Below are 19,517 nucleotides of genomic sequence, written 5' to 3'. Positions count from 1 at the left end.
CCGTCTGGTTACAGCGAGTCGAGGATCGTGCGCAGCATCGCCATCATCTGGTCGATTTCCTGCGTCGTCACGTTCAGCGCCGGCATGAAGCGCAGCAGGTTCGGGCGCGCGGCGTTGAGCAGCAGGCCGTCCGGCTGCATGAGGCGCGCCTTCTCGACGATCTGCGGGCCGATGTCCTTGCCGAGCAGCAGCGCGCGCAGCAAGCCTTCGCCACGCTCGCCCTGGAAGCCGCGTTCGGCCGAAAGCTCGAGCAGCTTTTCGCGCAGATACTCGCCGCGAGCGCGCACGCCTTCGAGGAAGCCGGGCGCAACCAGTTGCGAGATCACCGAATAGCCCACGGCCGTCATCAGCGGGTTGCCGTTGTACGTGCCGCCCTGATCGCCCGCTTCGAACACGGCGATTTCCTTCTTCGCGAGCAGCGCCGCGAGCGGCACGCCGCCGCCAATGCCCTTGCCTAGCGTCATGATGTCCGGCTCGATGCCCGAGAGTTCGTAGGCGAAGAGGGTGCCCGCACGGCCGCAGCCGCTCTGCACTTCGTCGACGATCAGCAGGATGCCGTGCTTCTTCGTGAGCGCGCGCAGTTGCTGCATGAATTCGCGCGTGGCGGGAATCACGCCGCCTTCGCCCTGGATCGGTTCGAGCATCACGGCGACCGTCTTCGCGTTGATGAGCTTCTCGACCGAGGCGATGTCGTTCAGGTCGGCCTTCGGGAAGCCCGGCACTTGCGGTGCGTAGATCGTGTCCCAGCCCGGCTTGCCGCTCGCCGACATGGTCGCGATCGTACGGCCGTGGAAGCTGTGGTCGAACGTGATGATCTCGTAGGCGCCGTCGCGATGCTTCTTGCCCCACTTGCGCGCGAGCTTGATCGCGCCTTCGTTGGCTTCGGCGCCGCTGTTGGCGAAGAACACCTTGTCGAAGCAACTGTGCTCGGTGAGCAGGCCTGCGAGCTTCGCCATCGGCTCGTTGTAGAAGGCCGGCGACGGGTTGATGAGCAGGCGCGACTGCTTTTCCAGCGCCTCGATCATGCCGTCGTTGCAGTGCCCGAGGCTGTTGACGGCCCAACCCTGGATGAAGTCCAGGTATCGCTTGCCTTCGTTGTCGTAGAGCCACGACCCCTTGCCATGCGTGAAAACGATTTCGGGCCGGTTGGTGATGTACATCAGCGACTCGATCGGGTACTCGGAATAATTCATGGCAACGGGCTCCGCGTTGGGGCTGCACAAGGGTTGAAGAAGATACGGCGGAAAAACAAAAAGCCACGGACTGGCCGTGGCTTTCGTGATTCGAACTTGCTGTGCGTTGAGAAGTGCAACGCGCGTCCGCGAGTAGCCAGGCCCTAAGGATGGGGCGAGCGGCGACGTCGAAGGGCGGACAGGATGCAGTTCATGGGCGCAAGAATACGACAAGCCGAATGGCGATGTAAACCATCAATGTGCCGAATTTTTCCAGACAGCCGAAGAATTTTTCGTGACGGCCGTCCGGCGGGGCGATGCATTGCATACGCAACGACCCGCTCGCGCGAGCTTCAGACGGCGTTCGCGAGGTCCGCGGCGCTCGTGAACGAGTCCGCGTAGAACTCGTCTTCGGGCAGGCCGTGGTGCTGCGTGAAGTCGCGCTGCGCGGACTCCACCATCACCGGCGCGCCGCACGCATAGACCTGGTGGCCCGAAAGATCGGGCAGATCCTCGATTACGGCGCGGTGCACGAAGCCCGTGCGGCCGGTCCAGTTGTCGCCGGCGGCGGGCTCGGAGAGCACCGGCACGAAGCGGAAGTTCGGGATCTCCTTCGCCCATTGCTCGGCGAGATCCATCAGGTACAGGTCCTTCTTCTGGCGCGCACCCCAGTAGAGCGTCATCGGGCGGTTCAGGTTCTTGTGGACCGCGTGCTCGACGATCGCCTTGAGCGGCGCGAAGCCGGTGCCGGAGGCGAGCAGCACGATGGGCTTATCGGAATCCTCGCGCAGGAAGAAGGTGCCGAGCGGCGCTTCGAAGCGAAGGATGTCGCGCTCCTTCATCTGCGAGAAGACGTGGTCGGTGAACTTGCCGCCCGGCATGTGGCGGATGTGCAGCTCGATCGGGCCTTCCTCGTGCGGCGCGCTCGCCATCGAGTAGCTGCGGCGCGTGCCGTCCTTGAGGATGAATTCGAGGTACTGGCCGGCCAGATACTGCAGGCGCTCGTTGGCCGGCAGCTGCAGCTTGAGGACGACGACGTCGTCGGCGCGGCGCTCGATGGCGGCGATGCGGGTAGGCAGCTTGCGCACCTGCACGTCGCCCACGCCCGCCACTTCGCGGATATCGATTTCGAGGTCGGTTTGCGCCGTCGCACAGCAGAAGAGGGCCATGCCGCGCGTTCTTTCGTCATTGGAAAGCGCCGAAGCCGCGTGGGCGCGCTGCTCCACTTCGCCGTTGCAGACCGTGCCCTTGCACGAGCCGCATGCGCCGTTCTTGCAGCCATACGGCAGGCCGATGCCCTGACGCAGGGCCGCGTTGAGAATGGGTTCGTCGGGCTCGACCTGGAATTGCCGGCCGCTTTGCTTGAGCGTTACGTTGAAAGCCATATTCAGGGAAGCGTAAGTCTGTATCCGAGGGTTGATTCCGGGCGCGGGTCGCTTTGGTCAGGTTGCCGCGTTTGCTTGCCGGCCTTCGCCGCGAGGCCCGGGCCGCTAAAATGGTTCCACCATGATTGCCACACGAACCTTGCGCCGTGCGCGCATCCTGATTGTCGGTTGCGGCGACGTCGGCCTGCGCGGCGTCGCCCAGTTGCGCGAGCGGCCGGACCGCGCGCGCGTATTCGCGCTCACGCGCCGTGCCGAGCGCGCAGACGCGCTGCGGGCCGCGGGTGCAACGCCGGTGCGCGGCGACCTCGATTCCCGCACGAGTCTCGCGCGCATCGCGGGCCTGGCCGGCACCGTCCTGCACCTCGCGCCACCGCAAAAGGACGGCGACGACGACCTGCGCACGCGCCGCCTGATCGCGGCGCTCGCGGCGCGGCGTCGCGCGGTGTCGCGGCCTGCGCTGGCGGGCGTGGCGCCGCGCGCCTTGCGGCCCCCATTGCATTGCCTCGTGGAGCGCATGCGCCGCAGCGCTTTTGGCCAAGCCGCAGGCTTTGGAGCATCCGTCATTGTACCCGAGCGCATCCGGCGGTTTTCTCGTACCCGGCGCAAGCGCCTCGATCGCCCGAGGCTCGTCTACGCAAGCACGACGGGGGTGTACGGGGATTGCGGCGGCGCGCGCATCGACGAAACACGCACGGTGCAGCCCGCCAACGCCCGCGCCATACGCCGGGTGTCGGCCGAACGGCAACTGCGCCGCGCGACGGCGCGCGGCGTGCTCAGCGCCACGATCGCGCGCATTCCCGGCATTTACGCGGCGAACCGCCTGCCGCTCGCGCGGCTCGAGAAGCGCACGCCGGCGCTCATCGCGAGCGACGACGTCTACACGAGCCACATCCACGCAGACGATCTCGCGGCGATTCTCCTGCGCCTCGCGACGCACGGCCGCCCGGGGCGCACGATCCACGCGACAGACGACAGCGAGCTGAAGATGGGCGAGTATTTCGACCGCGTAGCCGATGCCTTCGGCCTCGCGCGCGCCCCGCGCGTGAGCCGCGCCGAGGCCGAGCGCGAACTCGAGCCCGTCTTGCTGTCGTTCATGCGGGAGTCGAGACGGCTCGCCAATACGCGCCTCAAGCGCGAACTGCGCGTGCGTTTGCGTTATCCCGACGTAGATGCGTTCTTGCGCACGCTGCCGCCGCACCCGTGACTGCGGGCGGGCGGCGCGGCGCAAAGCGTGCCGTTCACGTGATGGCCGGCAGCGCTTCGAGAAGGAGGAAGCACAATAGCGCTCCGATGAGCGCCCCGATGAGGTTCGGATGATACTGATGTCGCATATGCATCGACGCGAGCAGGCCCCCAATCAGAACCGCCCCTAGCGCCATGAAGGCCATCAACACGAATGAAATTTCGAATGAGCCGTTGATGATCATGATGCCCCTCCTTGCAACTTGTAATCGTTCTTGAGACGAGTATAGGGCGGAAGCTCGGCAAGGACATGCTGCGGCGCGGCAAAAACGATGCCTGTTTGCAAGCATCGGTGTGTCAACGCACTGAGCGGCGGTTGCTCGCGCCGCCCGGTGGTGGTTTACCCGTTGTTGCGCAACGCGTCGAGCGCCGCGGCGTCGAGCCATTGCCAGGCGCCCGGTGCCAGACCGGCAGGCAGGGAAAAGCCGCCGATGCGCTCGCGGTGGAGCGCCTCGACGCGGTTGCCGGCCGCGGCCACCATCCGTTTGACCTGATGATATTTGCCTTCGAGCACGGTCAGCGCCAGCTCGTGGTCCGCACGTGCGTGGGCGGCGACGGCGGCAATCGGCTCGCGCTCGCCGTGCAGCAGCACGCCTGCACGCAGGGCATCGAGCTGGGTGTCTTCGAGCGGATGGCGTGTACTCGCCACGTAGACCTTCGGCACCTTGCGTTTGGGCGACGTGAAGGCGTGGACGAACTGGCCATCGTCGGAAAGCAGCAGGAGGCCGGTCGTATCCTGATCGAGGCGGCCCACGCACTGCACGTTGCGCTGCGCGAACTGCGGCGGCAGCAGATGAAACACGCTCAGGTGATGCTGCGGATCGCGCGAGCACTCATAGCCCGCGGGCTTGTTGAGCGCGAGGTAGGCGCGCTCGTGAAACGGCCACGGCGTGCCGTCCACGCTGAAGACGAGGCCGGCCGTGTCGAACGTGGCGAGCGGGTCGGTGCACGGCTCGCCCGCGACGGCGACCCGTGCGTCGGTGATGAGCGCGCGGCATTGGCGGCGTGAGCCGAAACCCTGGGTGAAGAGAATGCTTTCGAGATTCATGACGGACGGCGGACAGCGTAGAGCCGGCTATTTTATCCGTGGCGACGTGGTCCGCGCCGCCGTGCCCGCCGCCTGTCCGCTTCGCACGGCTTGACCGCGTATTTCGGGCGGATGGCGTAACGTAACGCAGGGCATTCGCAGGTCCGGCGCAGTGGCAGGCCCCGGACGCCTGCATCCTTGCCCCCACATCTCTTCTCGCGCAGCGCCCGGCCCCGGTGCGCGCGCTGCGCCATACGGCTCACGTGGAGAACACCATGGCGAAGACAATCGCGGATCATCTGGCGAAAACGCTCGAGGCAGTCGGCGTCGAGCGCATCTGGGGCGTGACCGGCGACAGCCTGAACGGGCTGTCGGCGAGTCTGCGCAAGCTCGGCACGATCCGCTGGATGCACACGCGGCACGAGGAAGTCGCCGCCTTCGCGGCGGGCGCCGAAGCGGCGGCAACCGGCCGGCTCGCGGTGTGCGCGGGCAGTTGCGGGCCCGGCAACCTGCATCTCATCAACGGTCTTTACGACTGCCATCGCAACCGCTCGCCGGTGCTCGCGATCGCGGCGCACATTCCCTCGACGGAAATCGGCCTCGGCTATTTCCAGGAGACGCACCCGACCGAACTCTTCCGCGAGTGCAGCCACTACGTGGAACTGGTGACGAACGCCTCGCAGTTCCCGCGCGTGCTCGACACCGCGCTGCGCACCGCGATCGACCAGAAGGGCGTCGCCGTGATCGTGCTGCCCGGCGACGTGGCGCTTCTGGACGCGTCCGACGAGGAGCCGGCATGGGCCCAGGCGGCGCGTCCGGCGACCTTGCCTTCGTCGGCGGATATCGACCGGCTCGCCGAGCTGCTCAATCGCTCCGAGGCGGTGACGCTGCTGTGCGGCAGCGGCTGCAAGGGCTCGCATGACGAAGTGGTGGCCTTCGCGGACGCGCTCGGCGCGCCGACGGTGCATGCGCTGCGCGGCAAGCAGTACGTCGAATGGGACAACCCCTACGACGTGGGCATGACCGGACTGATCGGCTTCAGCTCGGGCTACCACGCGATGATGTCGTGCGACACGCTCGTCATGCTCGGCACCGACTTCCCGTATCGCAACTTCTATCCGCAGCACGCGAATATCGTGCAGATCGACCGCGACGCGGCCGCGCTCGGCAAACGCGCGCCGCTCGCGCTCGGGCTCATCGGCGACGTACGCGAGACGTTGCGCGCGCTCACGCCGAAGCTCACGCGCAAGACCGACCGGCGCTTCCTCGAGCATGCGCGCGAGCACTACGCGAACGCGCGCAAGGGGCTCGACGAACTCGCGCGCCCGGCGGCCGCCGGCAAGCCGCTGCATCCGCAGTATGTGGTGGCGCGCCTCGATGCGCTCGCCGAGGACGACGCCATCTTCGCGGTCGACGTTGGCACGCCTACGCTCTGGGCCGCGCGCTACCTGACGATGAACGGCCGGCGCCGCCTGCACGGCTCGTTCAACCACGGCTCGATGGCGAACGCCATGCCGCAGGCGCTCGGCGCGCAGGCGGCGCATGCCGGGCGCCAGGTCGTCTCGCTCTCCGGCGACGGCGGCCTTTCGATGCTGCTCGGCGACATTCTCACGGCGCGCCAGCTCGATCTGCCGATCAAGATCGTTGTCCTGAATAACAGCTCGCTCGGTTTCGTCGCCATGGAGATGAAGGCGGGCGGCTATGTGGAGACGGGCACCGATCTGGCGGCCACCAACTTCGCAGATATCGCGCAAGGCGCGGGCCTTTTCAGCGTGCGCGTGGAGACGTCCGAAGCGCTCGATGAGGCGTTGCGCGCGGCGTTCTCTCACGCAGGGCCGGCGCTCGTCGACGTCGTGACGACGAAGCACGAACTGGCCATGCCGCCGAAGCTGCAGTGGGCGCAAGCGAAAGGGTTCAGCCTCTACATGCTGCGTGCGGTGCTGAGCGGGCGTGGAGACGAGGTGGTGGAACTGGCGCAGACGAATTTGCGCTGAGGCTCGCGCGGCAGACCTGCGTCAGTCAGTAATCGAGACGCAGGTGCTGTCCTCTGGCCAGGTGCGAAATTCATCGACGCGGCCCGCGCGCACGTCGAGCAGCAGGCGGTCCAGCGCTTCGAGCTTCGCGGATTTGTCTGCGCTCGAGCGGATCAATGTGGCGGCGGCGCGTCCGGAGACGGACTCGTGGGCCTCGATGAGGATGCGTATGGCTTCCTCTCGCGTCATGAAAATGCGGTCCATCGTGCGCTCCCGGTTTGCTATCTCAATAACATCGACAACGATAGCAGCGGGGCGCGGCAGGCCGTGCGGCATCCGCAGGACGCTTGATCTTCGTCCAAAGAAGGGCGTGCCGGCTTCCGGCCGGCAACAAAAAAACCCGCGAAGCGTTGAGCTTTCGCGGGTTTCAGGATTCCGGCGGCAAGTGCCGGAAAGCATTCTGGTGCTCGGGCCGGAATGAAATAAATCTCGCTATTTCAATTCTGGCGGGGATTTGTTGTTTTTTTGATCGAGAGATACCACCAAAAATACCACCAAACCGGGGGTGCTACCCGCTTATCCACAGGTCGGGCCAGCTATACCATACGCGCCTACCTCCACACTGTCGCTAATTCAAGTCGCGATGCCCTCTTCACTCGTTCCTTTCCGGTAAGATTTCCTATCTCGTTGGAAGCAGGGCGGTAAATGCGATTACTCGAAGAGATTGTCACCCTTCTGAGCGACAAAGACGGTTCGCTGACGGATGCACTTTTGAAAACGAAAGTGCTGATGCACCGTATCGGCCATAAGGAGCTCGCCGATTGGGTGAACGACGAACTCAATGGGTACACAACGGATTGCCCGGTCCCGGCTTATCGCGTTGTCCCCGCGCGTCTCTATGGTGATATTTCCAATATTGCCTGGCAACACAATGCGATGGCGCTGCCAACAGCGCATCTCCAAAAGGAGATGCGAGAGAGATTCTGCGTCGAGAAGCTGCGTCAATCGGTTCAGGTGTTAGAAGCACTGTCGAAGGCAAGCAATTCGCTAAGCAGACCCGTTCAGCCGGAGTTGTATGGCCTGCTCGCCAAAGGTGCGATTGAGCCAAGCTTTCACATAAATCGGGCGTGGGTCCAGTTCGAACCTACGCAGATCGTAAATGTGCTGATCGAGGTTCGTTCCCGTCTATTGGATTTCGCGCTCAATCTGCAAGGGGAGTTAGGTGACGTGGCCGACGACAAGATGAAGGAGGCAGCGCAGGGTATCGACGCTCCTGGAATGTTCGCGTCCGCTGTGTTCGGCGATAACGCGACGTTTGTTTTTGGGAACAACAACGCAACCACGATCACGAACACCGTGAGCAAGGGTGATTTCGTCTCGTTGGCGAGAGTCTTCAAGGACACGGGTGTCAGCGAAACTGACGTGGCTGAACTCAAAGCTGCTGTAGACGATGATGATCCGAAGGTTGTCGCCGAGACGAAGCAATTCGGTCCGCAGGTCAAGGCGTGGATGACCAAGATGACCGCGAAGGCAATTGACGGTGTATGGGCGGTTGGAATCGGCGCTGGTGGAAATCTGCTGGCAGATGCCCTCGGCAGCTACTACGGCATCAAGTGACGTTCGCCGTTGGAGGCACATTTCTCGCGTGGCGCACTGGATATGGCGCACGTGCTTTGCCTCCCTCAGCATACAGAGATATTTGAAAATAGGTTTGTCCCGCCCTCGTGGTAAGCGACGATCCTCACACTCCCACTTTGAAAAATGGCAAAAAATCTAGCGATACTCGTTGGCGTAACGGACTACATTGATAGCGACAGCGCGCTGCCCGCGTGCGCAAATGACGTTGCTGTTATGCAGGAGCTCTTGAACGGTGCAGCGGGCAAATTCGATGAAATTTTCATCACGCCGTCTGGAGAAGACGGCCAGCATACCAAATCACGTATTGCCGACTACATTGCCCGACACAGCACGGAAGACATAGACGAACTCTTCTTTTATTTCACAGGGCATGGCGATTTCGTTGAAGATGAATTCCGTTTTTTGCTCCGAGATTATTCGGCGGCAAAACCCGCCCAGACTTCACTGACAAATACTGAATTAGATAATCTCCTGCGGGCGTTAGGGCCGAAGGTCGTCGTGAAAGTAATCGACGCTTGTTATTCTGGAATGCCGTACATAAAGGACGGAGCCGGGTTTTCAGAATACATGAAATCTTCCACGCAAAATGTTTTTGAAACTTGCTATTTTTTGTGTAGTTCACAAAGTGATCAGCGCTCTTGGGCTGCAAGTGATTTGAGTTATTTTACTCGGGCATTCGTTGAGGCAGTCGCATCTTCGTCATTGGATTCGATTAGATACAAAGATGTAATTGATTATATATCGGATGCCTTTCAGCGAGATTCAAAACAAAAACCACTATTCGTAACTCAGGGCAGTTTTACAGAAGTCTTTGGTGACTTTTCGCCTGAGGTACGGGAGCGGCTGGCGCTACGAGTTGCAAAAAAAGAAACCGATGAAAAATCCGTTACGATTGCGGAGCGACGTAGCTTTGTTGATGTCGTTAACGCACTTGCGAGAGATTATGTGACACTCAACCAAGCAATTCAGCATGTGTCGAATTTAAAATCGAATATAGAGAAACATAATATTCTGGGTGAGCTTTCATCGCTATTTGAAGTGACAAAAGATTTTCGTGAGGATTACTCTGTCCCGAAGTCGGAAGTTCTTGGGAAATGGGCAAAAGATGATGATCGTGGTTTTTTTGTCGCCCCTGCTTACACCCGGGAGGCATACGAGGCTCCGGTAGATAATCCTCTTGGATCAATTGCACGACTTATGAATACCGGAGTGCCTGAAAAAACTGTCACAAAATATCGTAATGTGATCGATGGCGTGACGACTCAGGTTAAGGGCATGCCGTTTTGCTCGGTGTTTGTTGAATTTTCTCCGAAATTGCCGAATCTGAAGAAATACGCTGCTTGGGTGGCTTGTTTTTTGTCTAAAACAGAAATTCAGATATCATTTTGTTTTTCGGAATACAAGGAGGTCGCGTGGAATGAATATAAATCTGCCGCGCTGACCGAATGGACATCTTATCCAGCGAAATTTTCTGTGTTTGATGGCGGCGCGAGGTTCTTGGAAGTTTTATCGGAAAAACTGAACGCGTGGATGAGAGAGCGGATCGCAAAGTCTCTCAACATTGCGGACGACTTCACGACCGGGGCTGAGCCTGTCAACGCGTTGCCCGCGCCGGGGAAGGCTTAATACCGATAGGCCGATGATTTGAGGTCAGCGCGGTACGTCTGTCTCCCGATTGGCGGGGCTGGGTTGATGCCGTTTGGTCATCCCGTCCACGCCTCCAAAGCACATGAGAAAAATTTTCTGTGTCGTCGTCATGCGCAGTGATGGCCTTCGCTTCAAGCGACCCAATGCCTCATCTGGCTGATTGTCGCCCGGCCAGATGGCCGTCTAAAAAAATTCGCCGACCCTGCGCAATGGCGGTGTAGATGCAGGATTTCCAGATTCCCTGTCACGAATCACCGTCCCCTTCACGAATCCCGCCACGGCCGGCCGAACGTTGCGCCAGAACCATCGAAATAGTCGAGCAAATTCAAGGGTTCCGGACTCCACGAAATCTGGTATCCGACAACTCCCAGGCGATTGTCACCACACCGTATGCACCGCACCAAACCGAAAAGCTCAGCCGCCCGAGCGTTCCTTCTCAGCTACCTAAAACGTGGCTGCAAGCCGCAGAACGAAGTCTTTCTGGCGGCGGCCGACGCCGGAATCAATAAGCATACGCTGGAGAAATCTTCGCGTGAAATCCACATCATCAAACGCAAGGGCACGCACCCCACGCTTGGCCAGTGCAATTATTGGGGGCTGCCAGATCCGTACTCGGCAAAACCGGCTGAGGCTGCACCATCGGGCGACAGGCTGCGAGAGGAATATGGACGGGGTTACGCGGCGGGTGCCGAGGCAGTTGCGCACGAGGTCCGCAGCGTGCTGGCAGCTATCCGCCTAACCGACGGGCAGCGCGATACGTTTCGAGCGCGTATCGAAAGAGCAATAGCACGCGCACCGAAATCTGCTCGGTACTGAGTAGAAATTAAAATACTTTTCTAAATCAATTGTTTGGGTTGTGGTTGGGCGTTGTTGGGCGAAGGTGGTGAAACTTAGGAAAAGCTGGCGAAAGGTGGTGAAACTCAGGCAATAAGGTGTGGGTTCTATTTTTATGGGGCACAACCAAATGAGCAAACAGTCACTTGAATCCAGCCGCGCCGGTGTGACTGATGCAGGACACATGGCCATTCCACTCGACGGCTTTAGCCGCTGGCGTGATCTATCCCCATTTATTCCGTTGGTTCGCGAATCCGTTCGCGTACGCGAGCTTGCGGGCCGTTTCCCGAAGCGAGTCCAGCTTGGGTCCGCGCGATGTGTGGCCTGGCCTAACCGAGAGATCCACCGGTGGCTGGCTGATCCGGCAAACTATCGCACCCCAATGGGGTCGTGAGAGATGCCGAAGACCTCCGAAAATAAAAAGGGCTGCACTCGCGCGAAGAGTGCAGTCCCGACGACCCGACACGAGGACGCCGCATTGGTGCATCTCCGTGACGGCAAGCCGATGACGGACACTCTCACGATCGCACGCGTGTTCAAACGGGAACATAAGAATGTGCTTCAGTCCACCGACGCCCTGATCGCGGATAGCACGATCAACGGGCAAGATTTTAAGTCGGTCGAATACGTCGATGCGAAAGGCGAGAAGCGCCGAATGATCGAATTGACCGAGCGCGGCGCACTGATCGCCATGCCGTTCGTCGGCGGCAAGAACTCTCGTGCCGGACAAGTTCGCCTCGTGGACGCATTTTTGAGTATGCGCGAGCGCCTGCGCGCCCGCCACTACCCAGCAACCACGCTTCCAGAAGGCACATCGAAGCGAAGCTCGGTCGCGGATCGCGAACCGCTTTATGCACTTGCTGGCCAGTGCATCGCGCGTCACCGACTGCTCTTCAGCGGCGTCTACCACGCGATGAATGACTTTGCGGGATCGGCGTGCTTTCGCGTGATGACGTGTGCCCAGGTGCGCGATGCGGCGCATTTCGCAGAGCGCTTGCTTGACTGCATTGTCACTGGCGGCGACTGGCAGCGCATTACGACTAACCGGGTTTGGCTCGGTCAGGCAAGCGCCCAGCCTGATCTGTTCGACGGCGTCGCGACGGAGGTCGCTGCGTGATTTATGCCACTTGTAAACCCACGTCGATGGGCTATACTGCGCTCGTGCCTGAGACAACAGGCCACCGGTTTAGCAGCCGGGAATTCGATAGGCGGACAACCGCCTCAGCGCGGTTTTTTTACGTCCGCTCGCCTTTGCGCGCCTGTTTCTATGGGTGGGCCTTGGCTGGGGCACGTTCGCGTGCGCAGGTTTCCTATCGAGCCTGTCTGCTAACCCGGTCAATGGCCCGCCCACCCCATTTAGCAGTGGACGGCGGGTCTCCGTGTTCATCGATAGGAGGCCGCGCCATGCGCCATATCCCCGCTCGTCCCGAGCAACCGCAATCCCTTCTCGAAATCATCCGCGACGCCGCACCGGCACCGACCGTATTTGACGCGCTCGACGTGACCGGTGACGCCCTCCTTCTTCTGCCTGAACTCGCCCGCGCGGAGGCTCGCCATGATGCATAACCAACCGGACGCACTTTTCGATGATCAAGCGCTCGATACGTTCGAATTCGAGCCTAACGGCCCACTGAGGCTCGCCGAGGAGTTAGAGCGCACACATGCTGTTGCTCGTGGCATCGAGGCTGCCATCAGGCTAGTACGCGCAAATTCCGTGCGGTGCGAAATTGGGCATTCACCGACCATCGAATCGGATGATGTGGACGCATTGCTCGCGCTCGCGGGTCAAGCCGCTGGAATGCTCGCAGAGCGTGGCGAAGATCTAGCGGGCAGGACTTCAGTTGTCGCACCCAGTCGCATCACCACAACCAGTGCGCAAGCGTTGGCCGAGAGCAAATGCTGCGATGGCTAGACCAAAGCGGTACAAGGGGGCCGTGCGTGATCCGGGTGGCTTTGTCGCCTTTCCGTGGTCAGTCCTCGATAGTGCCGCATATCAAGGGCTCTCGCATCCTGCTAAATCGTTGCTGCTGGAAGTCGCGCGCCAATTCCATGGGGACGACAACGGGCGCATGATCCTGACGTTAGCCCGTCTTCGGCCGCGAGGGTGGACGAGCAACGACACCATTTTGCGCGCGAAGAATGAGTTGCTTGAAGCCCAACTGATTTTTGAAACCTGCAAGGGGCAGCGGCCAAACAAAGCAAGTTGGTACGCGTGTACATGGTGGGCGCTCGACAAACTCGACGGATACGACGCAGGAGTCGCCTTAGCGTTTCGGCGCGGCGCATATCTCGACAGGAAGCCCAAAAACATATCGCTTATACCGTGCGCCGGTGCAGGGACGGCAATCATTGCACCGGCTGCCGGTATAGGACTGCCGCCCACTAAACCGGCTGGCGGTGCAATGTAGCCTCGTTTTAGCAGTTCGGCTGTACCGTGAGACGGTGACCCTCTAGAGGAACCATCTCCCGAGTAGTTCTTTCGTGGCGGCGAGGTTGCGTAGCGAGCTGGATAGTTGGCTGGACGTGAGTCTCGACAAACATCATAGAGAAGGAGGGTTCAGAAGATGCGGAGCCTCGAAAGGCAGGCCAACCAGCTAACCGAATTGCTTCGGAAGCTGGGTTTTGATGAGGCGACCGTGCAGCGCCGTGTTCAACGCGCGCTAGACGGCGCACGCAGTCGCGAGGCTAAGCGGGAGGCGGGGCGCGAGTCGGTCAACCGGTATGTTGGTTGCCGTCCCGTGACTGACGTTGCACGCGAGCTTCGCATGAGGCGCATCGACCTGTTCGCGCACCTGAGGCGCGAGGGCTGGCTATGCCGCGCGCCGGACGGCTGGCGACCCACGGAGACGTCACTGAACGCTGGCTGGACCGTGCTGCGGGGGCGCGGCGCTGTCCAATGGGTGCAACTCACAATGGAAGGCGAGCGGGAAATCGCCCGCCGCCTTGGCGTGGCAGTTAGAGAGTCGCCCAATGAGTGAAGCCAGGACAATTTCGCGCCTTCGTGCGGCGGCGGAACTTCGCCTCGCGTTGGTTGCGCGCGCCGCTCAGCGCAAGGTAACGCCGGGAAATAGCACGTCCGATGTGGTGGACCGGTTGAAAGCCAACCAGCGGGTCCTCAGGGCGGCCCGCAGGCTCGTGGATTGAGAGGCACTTTTGTTACGCATATGCGCGCACACGCACACGCGTGTATCGGTGTCGCCTGATGGTGTCCAAGGTTTTCCCATGCCTATGCGCGCGCGTGCGCACGGGCGCACGCACGCGTGGGTTTGTGCCTGCCCTAGCGTTTTGAAACCATAGGGGTCGGACGAAAATCGACGGCAGGGCCGAAAATCGGGCCGTGGCGGGCTTCGTGATCCTTGGTTAATGGCGTGCCATGCCTAGAGCCTTGGAATGGCTAACTCCGTGGATGGTTGACCGGACGGGCTTCAGGTTACTCAGCGGACTGCGGACCGAGTTCTGCGTCAGTTCCCAGTCTCCTCGCAGACCGGCGTCTCTTGTCGCCGCACGAGCGGCGGCTCTATCTGGTTTTCCATCTGCGTTTACATCTGTCCTTATTAGGGATTTGCCCTTTTGGGCATTTCCATTTGCCTCTTTGGGCGAATGAGATTGGCCCCCTTGGGCACTTCCATTTGCCGTTTCAGGCAAATGATGTCGATGGTCGAGAATGACCGCCTCTTCGGCGAACGCCTAGCGGTATGAAATCATTGCGGTGCGGAAATCTGAACGAGCTGGTATGGATATAGCGTCGATTGTCGAGGTCGAATCTGCCGAAGGACCGCTCATTTGCGATGCGTGTGCCGCTTCCGCAACGGGTAAGACAGGCGTCAGTGAATTTTCCGACGCCAATGCGGGCGCGCGCACGCGCGAGCGCGTGTACAACGTTCGTCCGTTGAGTGGGGTGTGACGTTTGAGACGTCCGGTTGGAATTTTAGGAAAATAGCGCGGCGATGAGGCAAAAATGCCGGGGAAACTAGGTGCTCAATCACTCGGAGCACACGCACCATGCAATTCTTGTTTCCTATCGATAACGATTGCCCTGAAAGCCTCCGCAAAGCGTTTTTCGACGCCCTCAAAGACTCCAGCGTGCGCCGACTCGCCGACGAAGCGGCGCAAAGCGCGGCGCAGCTAAGTGCAAAATTTGGCCGCCTTGCTGAGATTCGCCAAGCGGTCCTGCTGGCCGAATCGACCGGCGCGAGCCCGGCCGATTGTCTTCGGGATCGCATTGCTGATCTGCGGGCGCAAGACACCGGCATGAGGCAGCACAGCGCCGACCTTGACTGCTACATGAAAGCGCAACGCGAGCGATTCCGTGCCGAGATCGGCCGCTGCGCGGCGGTGCTGATCGATAGTCCCCTGAAGATCGAAGCTCTGCGCGCTAAGGTTCACGGGTACGGCGATGCTCGTGCGGAGATGTCTGCGCGGCTGCGCGAAGCCGGTCTGGATGACGACGCAATTCAGCGTGCGGGCGTCAAACCGGACCCTAGCGACCTCGCCGAATGGACAAGTCAAATCGCAGATGAGGAGGAACGCGTTCGGCGCGCCCAAGTGTTCGTCGCGAGCGCTCCGCTGTTCGATACGACGCTACTGCGAGGGATCGTCTAATGGCTGGGGCTGTCACGCCATCGCCTCCTCAAACGGCATCAGCAAAGATCCTGTCCTCGAAGTGGGACGGGATCAATCCGCACCTGCTCGCGAAGTTCTACCCTGTCAAACGCGCCGATAACGCTACGAACTGGGTGCAAAGCTTTGGTACGCGTACCGTTTCATCGGCAGACAACTTTGTTGTCGATGACGGCTATGAAGTGTGGACACCGATCTCCGACGGCTCGCAGGAAATGGCGCTGAACTGGAATAGCCCGTTTGAGGGAATGGGCGCGGAATCGAGGGTGCCGACCATTTCTGCCATGCTGCAATCGGGGCAGCTCGCGCCGGACCTTCAGGCGCTGTTTGGCGATAGGGTCGGTCAGTCAGACGTGGGCAAGATACTGCGCGATGCGACCGGCCGCACCGGCATCACGAAACTGAACTCGACGCAGGTGTTTTCGGGTATGCCGCCCGTCAAGTTCAGCTTCACGGCGCACTTTCGCGCGCTGATGGACCCGGACACAGAAGTCCGCCAGCCGGTCACTCAACTCGAACAGTGGGCGGTGCCACAGTATCTGGCCGATCAGGGCGTGATCGCAGGCGCGCTGCAAAACGGGCTGAAGCAGAGCCCACTTGAAACGATCTATCCATCCGTCGCGCCGCAACTGCTCGCAATGAAGTACGGCGATCAGACGATTCTTCCTATCGTCATCGAGAGCATTTCGAAACCCTTCACAATGCCGCGTTCGAGCCGGGGTGAAGCGATCGATGTGCGCACTCAACTCACCGTCGCCACGCTGACGGCAATCGACCGGCGCGACGTTGCGAGGTTCTATGGGTAAGAGACTTGCACCTGAACAGTGGGCCTCGATACAGCGTCGTTACGTGGATGGCAAGGAGTCGGCAAAGGGGCTCGCGCGTGAGTTTGGTGTCAGCGCATCGGCCATCTACAAGCGCTCCCTGCGGGCAGGCTGGCCTGCTTCTGAAGACGGCTCGCAGCTTCAAGGGATCGCGCTCACTGCCACGGTCGAGCGTCTGGAACGCATCGTACACCGGCTTGAGGCCGGTCTTTCAGTAGGGAGTTCGCATGAGTCTTGATTTAGCGCGTCACCTGACGCGGCACGACTGGGGCCACGCTCGCAACATGTTCGAAGGCGGGGCGTCCTCTGCTGAAATCGCGAAGCGATTTGCGATTCCGAGCGCCACAATCGGGAACATTGCGCGGCGCGAGGGCTGGACGAACGCGGTCGGGCTGGACGGCCGACACGAGCCGGAACCCGGCGGCGATGCTGCGCCGTCGGGTAGCCAGCCCCCGACCGATGCGCAGCGCGACGCACTTTCACGGCAGACCCTAAATCGCTTCGTGCGCGACAGGAACAAGCCTGAAGAACTGGAAACGCTGCGCTACAACCTGATCGTCGCGCGCGTCATGTCGGGCATGACTGCCGTGGACGCTGCCGAGAGGTTCGGCTACAAGAACTCGACGCAACTCAGCCTGATCGAGAGCGGCAAGCGGCCGACACCGCGCGACCATCAGTTCCTGCGGCAGGCCTCGCAGGTCTACGCCGTCTCGTGCGATTTCCTGCTTGGGCTCTCGCCGCACATGGAGTATGACGCGCGCGTGGCGCATCAGCATGCCCTCATGCGCGGTACGGAATCGATACTGGGCGGCATAGCGGCGCAGTTCGCCACGGTGATGATCCAGTTCACCGAACAGACGAAGCCGGTGCAAGAGGACTTCGGCCGCGTGACGGATGCCGCGCGCACGGTCGAGCAAGCACTCGACATGGCTCGTAAGCACGGGCTCGATGAGATTCGCGGCAGTTCCGCGCTCGTCGCCGCCGCAGAACAACTCGCGAAGGCCGTCGAGCCGCTGCGCCAAAAGGTCAAGCGCCACCGCGCCATCGAAAGCTATTTGGATGAATTGCGCGCCGGACGAATGCCCCGCCTTGATTACTTGGTCGAGCACCACGCCCCGGATGGTTGGACTGGCGAATATGCCTCCGCTTGACGCGTTCGCGGGTCGGCCCCGACGAGCAAGTGCCGTCGGATGATTGCTCACGAGCGAGGCGACATGCTCGTGCCCCGTGTAGCGAACGGGGTTATCGCGACTGAGACAGAAAGACGCATAGCGACAGGCAAAGTAAAATCTCGAAAAATTCAAACGGGAGTGGCCTTGGACGCACATGTGGTCGCCAGCGCAGTAAATGCAGCTTCAGCGGTCGTGGGCAACGCCATGCATGCTGCATCGATTCCAATCGCCGGTGCCGCACATCTAGCGTCTGCAGCCGCCGCAGAGTCGGTCGACACGTTTCCTTGTCTCGGAATCCGAGCATTAGGGCAGTGCCAATACAACCCTCTAAAGCCGAACAACTCCTACCTGACGCTCGGCGACGCGCTGGCCGCTCTCGGTCTCGTTATCGCATTCCTTCAGCTTGGTACACCGGCTGTGCGCCTCCGCAACCGCATACGGGCCAGAGTCATCCGGTGGGCGTTCGCACTGTTTGTCTTAGTTTTCGCTTTCACAGGCTACGCAGCGCTTATCCCGTCGCTGTACACAACGCCACCAAATTCGCCTTTGGGATACCCAGTGTTGTGGGAGCTTGCCGGAGCTTTGAGCGGCCTCGTTGCCTTCGTTACTGTCGCTTATAGCTACTTCCAGCCAACGACGTTCAGCCGTCGGAACGCTAGGGAATTTGCACAGGCGTGTCACTACACCTTGGCCGCCGGTGATACAGATGCCCTTCGGGCGCTTTCTGTTGAAATAGGGAGGAACATCGGCCGGCTGGTGGAGGCGGCGTCGGCAGGGGTGGCCGCGACGCAGCTAAAAACACAACCTCTTGAGTATCAGAAGGTCGCGTTCCAACTGCTGCAAATGTTGTCCGACCGGCGATTTTGCAAAGTCGTGGTCGAATCATCGCCAGGGACGTTCGTCGCGCTTGTCGAAGAATTGAAGACTCGTAACGGGAGCGGCAACGTAGCAAAGTCCTTTCTGCGTGAGCTTTCGGCCAACGCATTTCTTAGCGATGGTTCATTTCTCGCAAAGGAGGAGGAGTATGCCGGGCTCGGACACTACGGGATGTATACGCGTTCAATATACGGCGACTATGGTTTCGCAGTGCAGCGCATCGAGCTATTCGACGGATGGAAGAGCTATAAGGCAGAGGCGGTAACGCAGGGATCGACGGAGCGTTACTGTCGGGCCTTCAAGGCCATGCTTGAAAGCTACTTCCAGCAGAAGGACTTTCACAGCTATCCGCATTCTCTTCACCACGCTTTCGAGAACTTGTGGGAGGTGTTCCGCTCCCAAATGTGGGAGCTCAGCGGCGTTCCAGAGGACAGTGCATATCGAACACCCGCGTATAAGGTGGCTTCCGTCGTTGCACACACGTATGCACAGGTTTACGACCTGATAGTAAAAAATCGGGATGCGCTGCCTACCGACTACGAGGACGCCTACCATCCTGTGTTTGGTGACCCTTCTGTTTATGAAGTGTTCTCAAAGGCAGTCTTCGAGCTAGTAGAAGGGGCGGCTGCTGAGCGTGGGCATGACGACGCTGTACGGTTAATGCTGTTTGAAGTGTTCGAACGCGTGTGGGGACGTTTCGGAAGGGTGGCCATCGCTGATATTCAGGACCGGGTGCGAAAGCTTCTGGTAGACAAAATGCGCGAGAACATGGTCGATGGCCTCTATCCGTTTGTATCACGGCCGCTGTGCTACCTAGTCGGAATATGGAACTCGAAGGATGTTCCCGACAGTGACCCTCGGATGGGGTTCATGACTCGACCATTTCACGATGCTTTGCGCTCCTACTTCTGGAGCGCATATCTAACCGACTCGGAGAAGGCGCTCGAACTACTCGCCGACCATATCAAGTTCAACGCTGACACCGGCGAGCTAGTGCAGCAGAGCCGGTATGGCAGCACTAGCGTATTGACGCTCGAACGTCCGGCGGCACCACTCGAAGAGACAGTTGCGAGGTTCGGCCGTATCAAACGAGTCCGATAGTCTTCG

At 60.6% G+C, this 19,517-nt stretch carries 20 protein-coding genes; 15 read left to right on the top strand and 5 right to left on the bottom strand.

Annotated elements, in window-relative coordinates:
• Window positions 1-8: 8 nt before the first annotated feature.
• Window positions 9-1,193, bottom strand: a complete 1,185-nt coding sequence (locus AB4Y44_RS19070; protein WP_368700538.1) for an acetylornithine transaminase — start codon at window positions 1,191-1,193, stop codon at window positions 9-11.
• Between the two features lie 332 nt (window positions 1,194-1,525).
• A complete protein-coding gene (locus tag AB4Y44_RS19065) occupies window positions 1,526-2,557 on the bottom strand; it encodes a CDP-6-deoxy-delta-3,4-glucoseen reductase (protein ID WP_342921091.1) in 1,032 nt (343 codons plus the stop codon).
• Window positions 2,558-2,678: 121 nt separating this feature from the next.
• Between AB4Y44_RS19065 and AB4Y44_RS19060 the strand changes: the two genes are divergently transcribed.
• Window positions 2,679-3,761: an NAD-dependent epimerase/dehydratase family protein gene (locus tag AB4Y44_RS19060; protein WP_368700537.1), complete on the top strand. Its 1,083-nt coding sequence runs from the start codon at window positions 2,679-2,681 to the stop codon at window positions 3,759-3,761.
• A gap of 34 nt (window positions 3,762-3,795) precedes the next feature.
• Here AB4Y44_RS19060 and AB4Y44_RS19055 read toward each other — a convergent pair whose 3' ends face one another.
• Both AB4Y44_RS19055 and AB4Y44_RS19050 read right to left on the bottom strand, forming a co-directional pair.
• Complete coding sequence (locus AB4Y44_RS19055; RefSeq protein ID WP_042260822.1) at window positions 3,796-3,984, bottom strand: hypothetical protein; 189 nt, start codon at window positions 3,982-3,984, stop codon at window positions 3,796-3,798.
• A 155-nt stretch (window positions 3,985-4,139) separates the two neighbouring features.
• Complete coding sequence (locus AB4Y44_RS19050; protein WP_342921089.1) at window positions 4,140-4,847, bottom strand: 16S rRNA pseudouridine(516) synthase; 708 nt, start codon at window positions 4,845-4,847, stop codon at window positions 4,140-4,142.
• A gap of 254 nt (window positions 4,848-5,101) precedes the next feature.
• Between AB4Y44_RS19050 and poxB the strand changes: the two genes are divergently transcribed.
• Window positions 5,102-6,820, top strand: a complete 1,719-nt coding sequence (gene poxB, locus AB4Y44_RS19045; protein ID WP_368694110.1) for a ubiquinone-dependent pyruvate dehydrogenase — start codon at window positions 5,102-5,104, stop codon at window positions 6,818-6,820.
• A 21-nt stretch (window positions 6,821-6,841) separates the two neighbouring features.
• On the opposite strand, the gene AB4Y44_RS19040 is transcribed toward poxB, so the two are convergent.
• On the bottom strand, window positions 6,842-7,258 hold the full coding sequence (locus AB4Y44_RS19040; protein ID WP_342924057.1) for a hypothetical protein: 417 nt from the start codon (window positions 7,256-7,258) through the stop codon (window positions 6,842-6,844).
• A 246-nt stretch (window positions 7,259-7,504) separates the two neighbouring features.
• Between AB4Y44_RS19040 and AB4Y44_RS19035 the strand changes: the two genes are divergently transcribed.
• From AB4Y44_RS19035 to AB4Y44_RS18975, 13 genes are all read left to right on the top strand, one after another.
• Window positions 7,505-8,416, top strand: a complete 912-nt coding sequence (locus AB4Y44_RS19035) for a hypothetical protein (protein WP_368700536.1) — start codon at window positions 7,505-7,507, stop codon at window positions 8,414-8,416.
• 144 nt (window positions 8,417-8,560) lie between these two features.
• Entirely contained in the window at window positions 8,561-10,063 is a 1,503-nt protein-coding gene (locus AB4Y44_RS19030; RefSeq protein ID WP_368700535.1) for a caspase domain-containing protein, read from the top strand.
• Window positions 10,064-10,474: 411 nt separating this feature from the next.
• The gene (locus tag AB4Y44_RS19025) at window positions 10,475-10,900 is read left to right on the top strand and encodes a hypothetical protein (RefSeq protein WP_368700534.1); all 426 of its coding nucleotides are present in this window, start codon (window positions 10,475-10,477) and stop codon (window positions 10,898-10,900) included.
• Between the two features lie 148 nt (window positions 10,901-11,048).
• Entirely contained in the window at window positions 11,049-11,312 is a 264-nt protein-coding gene (locus tag AB4Y44_RS19020; RefSeq protein WP_368700533.1) for a helix-turn-helix transcriptional regulator, read from the top strand.
• Between the two features lie 3 nt (window positions 11,313-11,315).
• Window positions 11,316-12,035, top strand: coding sequence for a Rha family transcriptional regulator (locus AB4Y44_RS19015; protein WP_368700532.1), 720 nt, complete (start codon window positions 11,316-11,318; stop codon window positions 12,033-12,035).
• Window positions 12,036-12,322: 287 nt separating this feature from the next.
• Complete coding sequence (locus AB4Y44_RS19010) at window positions 12,323-12,484, top strand: hypothetical protein (RefSeq protein WP_368700531.1); 162 nt, start codon at window positions 12,323-12,325, stop codon at window positions 12,482-12,484.
• Window positions 12,474-12,830: a hypothetical protein gene (locus tag AB4Y44_RS19005; RefSeq protein WP_368700530.1), complete on the top strand. Its 357-nt coding sequence runs from the start codon at window positions 12,474-12,476 to the stop codon at window positions 12,828-12,830. Before AB4Y44_RS19010 ends, AB4Y44_RS19005 begins: the two co-directional genes overlap by 11 nt.
• A gap of 652 nt (window positions 12,831-13,482) precedes the next feature.
• On the top strand, window positions 13,483-13,896 hold the full coding sequence (locus AB4Y44_RS19000; protein ID WP_368700529.1) for a phage antirepressor KilAC domain-containing protein: 414 nt from the start codon (window positions 13,483-13,485) through the stop codon (window positions 13,894-13,896).
• Between the two features lie 1,024 nt (window positions 13,897-14,920).
• Window positions 14,921-15,520: a hypothetical protein gene (locus AB4Y44_RS18995; RefSeq protein WP_368700528.1), complete on the top strand. Its 600-nt coding sequence runs from the start codon at window positions 14,921-14,923 to the stop codon at window positions 15,518-15,520.
• The gene (locus AB4Y44_RS18990; RefSeq protein ID WP_368700527.1) at window positions 15,520-16,344 is read left to right on the top strand and encodes a hypothetical protein; all 825 of its coding nucleotides are present in this window, start codon (window positions 15,520-15,522) and stop codon (window positions 16,342-16,344) included. Before AB4Y44_RS18995 ends, AB4Y44_RS18990 begins: the two co-directional genes overlap by 1 nt.
• Window positions 16,337-16,600, top strand: coding sequence for a hypothetical protein (locus AB4Y44_RS18985; protein ID WP_368700526.1), 264 nt, complete (start codon window positions 16,337-16,339; stop codon window positions 16,598-16,600). Before AB4Y44_RS18990 ends, AB4Y44_RS18985 begins: the two co-directional genes overlap by 8 nt.
• Complete coding sequence (locus AB4Y44_RS18980; protein ID WP_368700525.1) at window positions 16,590-17,513, top strand: helix-turn-helix domain-containing protein; 924 nt, start codon at window positions 16,590-16,592, stop codon at window positions 17,511-17,513. The genes AB4Y44_RS18985 and AB4Y44_RS18980 overlap by 11 nt, the downstream gene beginning before the upstream one ends.
• 165 nt (window positions 17,514-17,678) lie before the next feature.
• Window positions 17,679-19,511 (top strand): hypothetical protein, encoded by a 1,833-nt coding sequence (locus AB4Y44_RS18975; protein ID WP_368700524.1) that lies wholly within the window; start codon window positions 17,679-17,681, stop codon window positions 19,509-19,511.
• Window positions 19,512-19,517: the final 6 nt, after the last annotated feature.

Source organism: Paraburkholderia sp. BR10937 (assembly GCF_040965695.1).
In the GTDB taxonomy this organism is placed as follows: domain Bacteria; phylum Pseudomonadota; class Gammaproteobacteria; order Burkholderiales; family Burkholderiaceae; genus Paraburkholderia.
This window is presented reverse-complemented; position numbering and strand designations above follow the sequence as displayed.

What these genes read in the sequence shown, in the direction of transcription:
- AB4Y44_RS19005 (WP_368700530.1), top strand. Translation starts at nt 12,474, where the DNA reads ATGATGCATAACCAACCGGACGCACTTTTCGATGATCAAGCGCTCGAT.
- AB4Y44_RS19060 (WP_368700537.1), top strand. Translation starts at nt 2,679, where the DNA reads ATGATTGCCACACGAACCTTGCGCCGTGCGCGCATCCTGATTGTCGGT.
- AB4Y44_RS19015 (WP_368700532.1), top strand. Translation starts at nt 11,316, where the DNA reads ATGCCGAAGACCTCCGAAAATAAAAAGGGCTGCACTCGCGCGAAGAGT.
- AB4Y44_RS18995 (WP_368700528.1), top strand. Translation starts at nt 14,921, where the DNA reads ATGCAATTCTTGTTTCCTATCGATAACGATTGCCCTGAAAGCCTCCGC.
- AB4Y44_RS19055 (WP_042260822.1), bottom strand. Translation starts at nt 3,984, where the DNA reads ATGATCATCAACGGCTCATTCGAAATTTCATTCGTGTTGATGGCCTTC.
- AB4Y44_RS19035 (WP_368700536.1), top strand. Translation starts at nt 7,505, where the DNA reads ATGCGATTACTCGAAGAGATTGTCACCCTTCTGAGCGACAAAGACGGT.
- poxB (WP_368694110.1), top strand. Translation starts at nt 5,102, where the DNA reads ATGGCGAAGACAATCGCGGATCATCTGGCGAAAACGCTCGAGGCAGTC.
- AB4Y44_RS19010 (WP_368700531.1), top strand. Translation starts at nt 12,323, where the DNA reads ATGCGCCATATCCCCGCTCGTCCCGAGCAACCGCAATCCCTTCTCGAA.
- AB4Y44_RS18985 (WP_368700526.1), top strand. Translation starts at nt 16,337, where the DNA reads ATGGGTAAGAGACTTGCACCTGAACAGTGGGCCTCGATACAGCGTCGT.
- AB4Y44_RS19020 (WP_368700533.1), top strand. Translation starts at nt 11,049, where the DNA reads ATGAGCAAACAGTCACTTGAATCCAGCCGCGCCGGTGTGACTGATGCA.
- AB4Y44_RS19050 (WP_342921089.1), bottom strand. Translation starts at nt 4,847, where the DNA reads ATGAATCTCGAAAGCATTCTCTTCACCCAGGGTTTCGGCTCACGCCGC.
- AB4Y44_RS19000 (WP_368700529.1), top strand. Translation starts at nt 13,483, where the DNA reads ATGCGGAGCCTCGAAAGGCAGGCCAACCAGCTAACCGAATTGCTTCGG.
- AB4Y44_RS19065 (WP_342921091.1), bottom strand. Translation starts at nt 2,557, where the DNA reads ATGGCTTTCAACGTAACGCTCAAGCAAAGCGGCCGGCAATTCCAGGTC.
- AB4Y44_RS19030 (WP_368700535.1), top strand. Translation starts at nt 8,561, where the DNA reads ATGGCAAAAAATCTAGCGATACTCGTTGGCGTAACGGACTACATTGAT.
- AB4Y44_RS19070 (WP_368700538.1), bottom strand. Translation starts at nt 1,193, where the DNA reads ATGAATTATTCCGAGTACCCGATCGAGTCGCTGATGTACATCACCAAC.
- AB4Y44_RS19025 (WP_368700534.1), top strand. Translation starts at nt 10,475, where the DNA reads ATGCACCGCACCAAACCGAAAAGCTCAGCCGCCCGAGCGTTCCTTCTC.
- AB4Y44_RS18990 (WP_368700527.1), top strand. Translation starts at nt 15,520, where the DNA reads ATGGCTGGGGCTGTCACGCCATCGCCTCCTCAAACGGCATCAGCAAAG.
- AB4Y44_RS18980 (WP_368700525.1), top strand. Translation starts at nt 16,590, where the DNA reads ATGAGTCTTGATTTAGCGCGTCACCTGACGCGGCACGACTGGGGCCAC.
- AB4Y44_RS19040 (WP_342924057.1), bottom strand. Translation starts at nt 7,258, where the DNA reads ATGCTTTCCGGCACTTGCCGCCGGAATCCTGAAACCCGCGAAAGCTCA.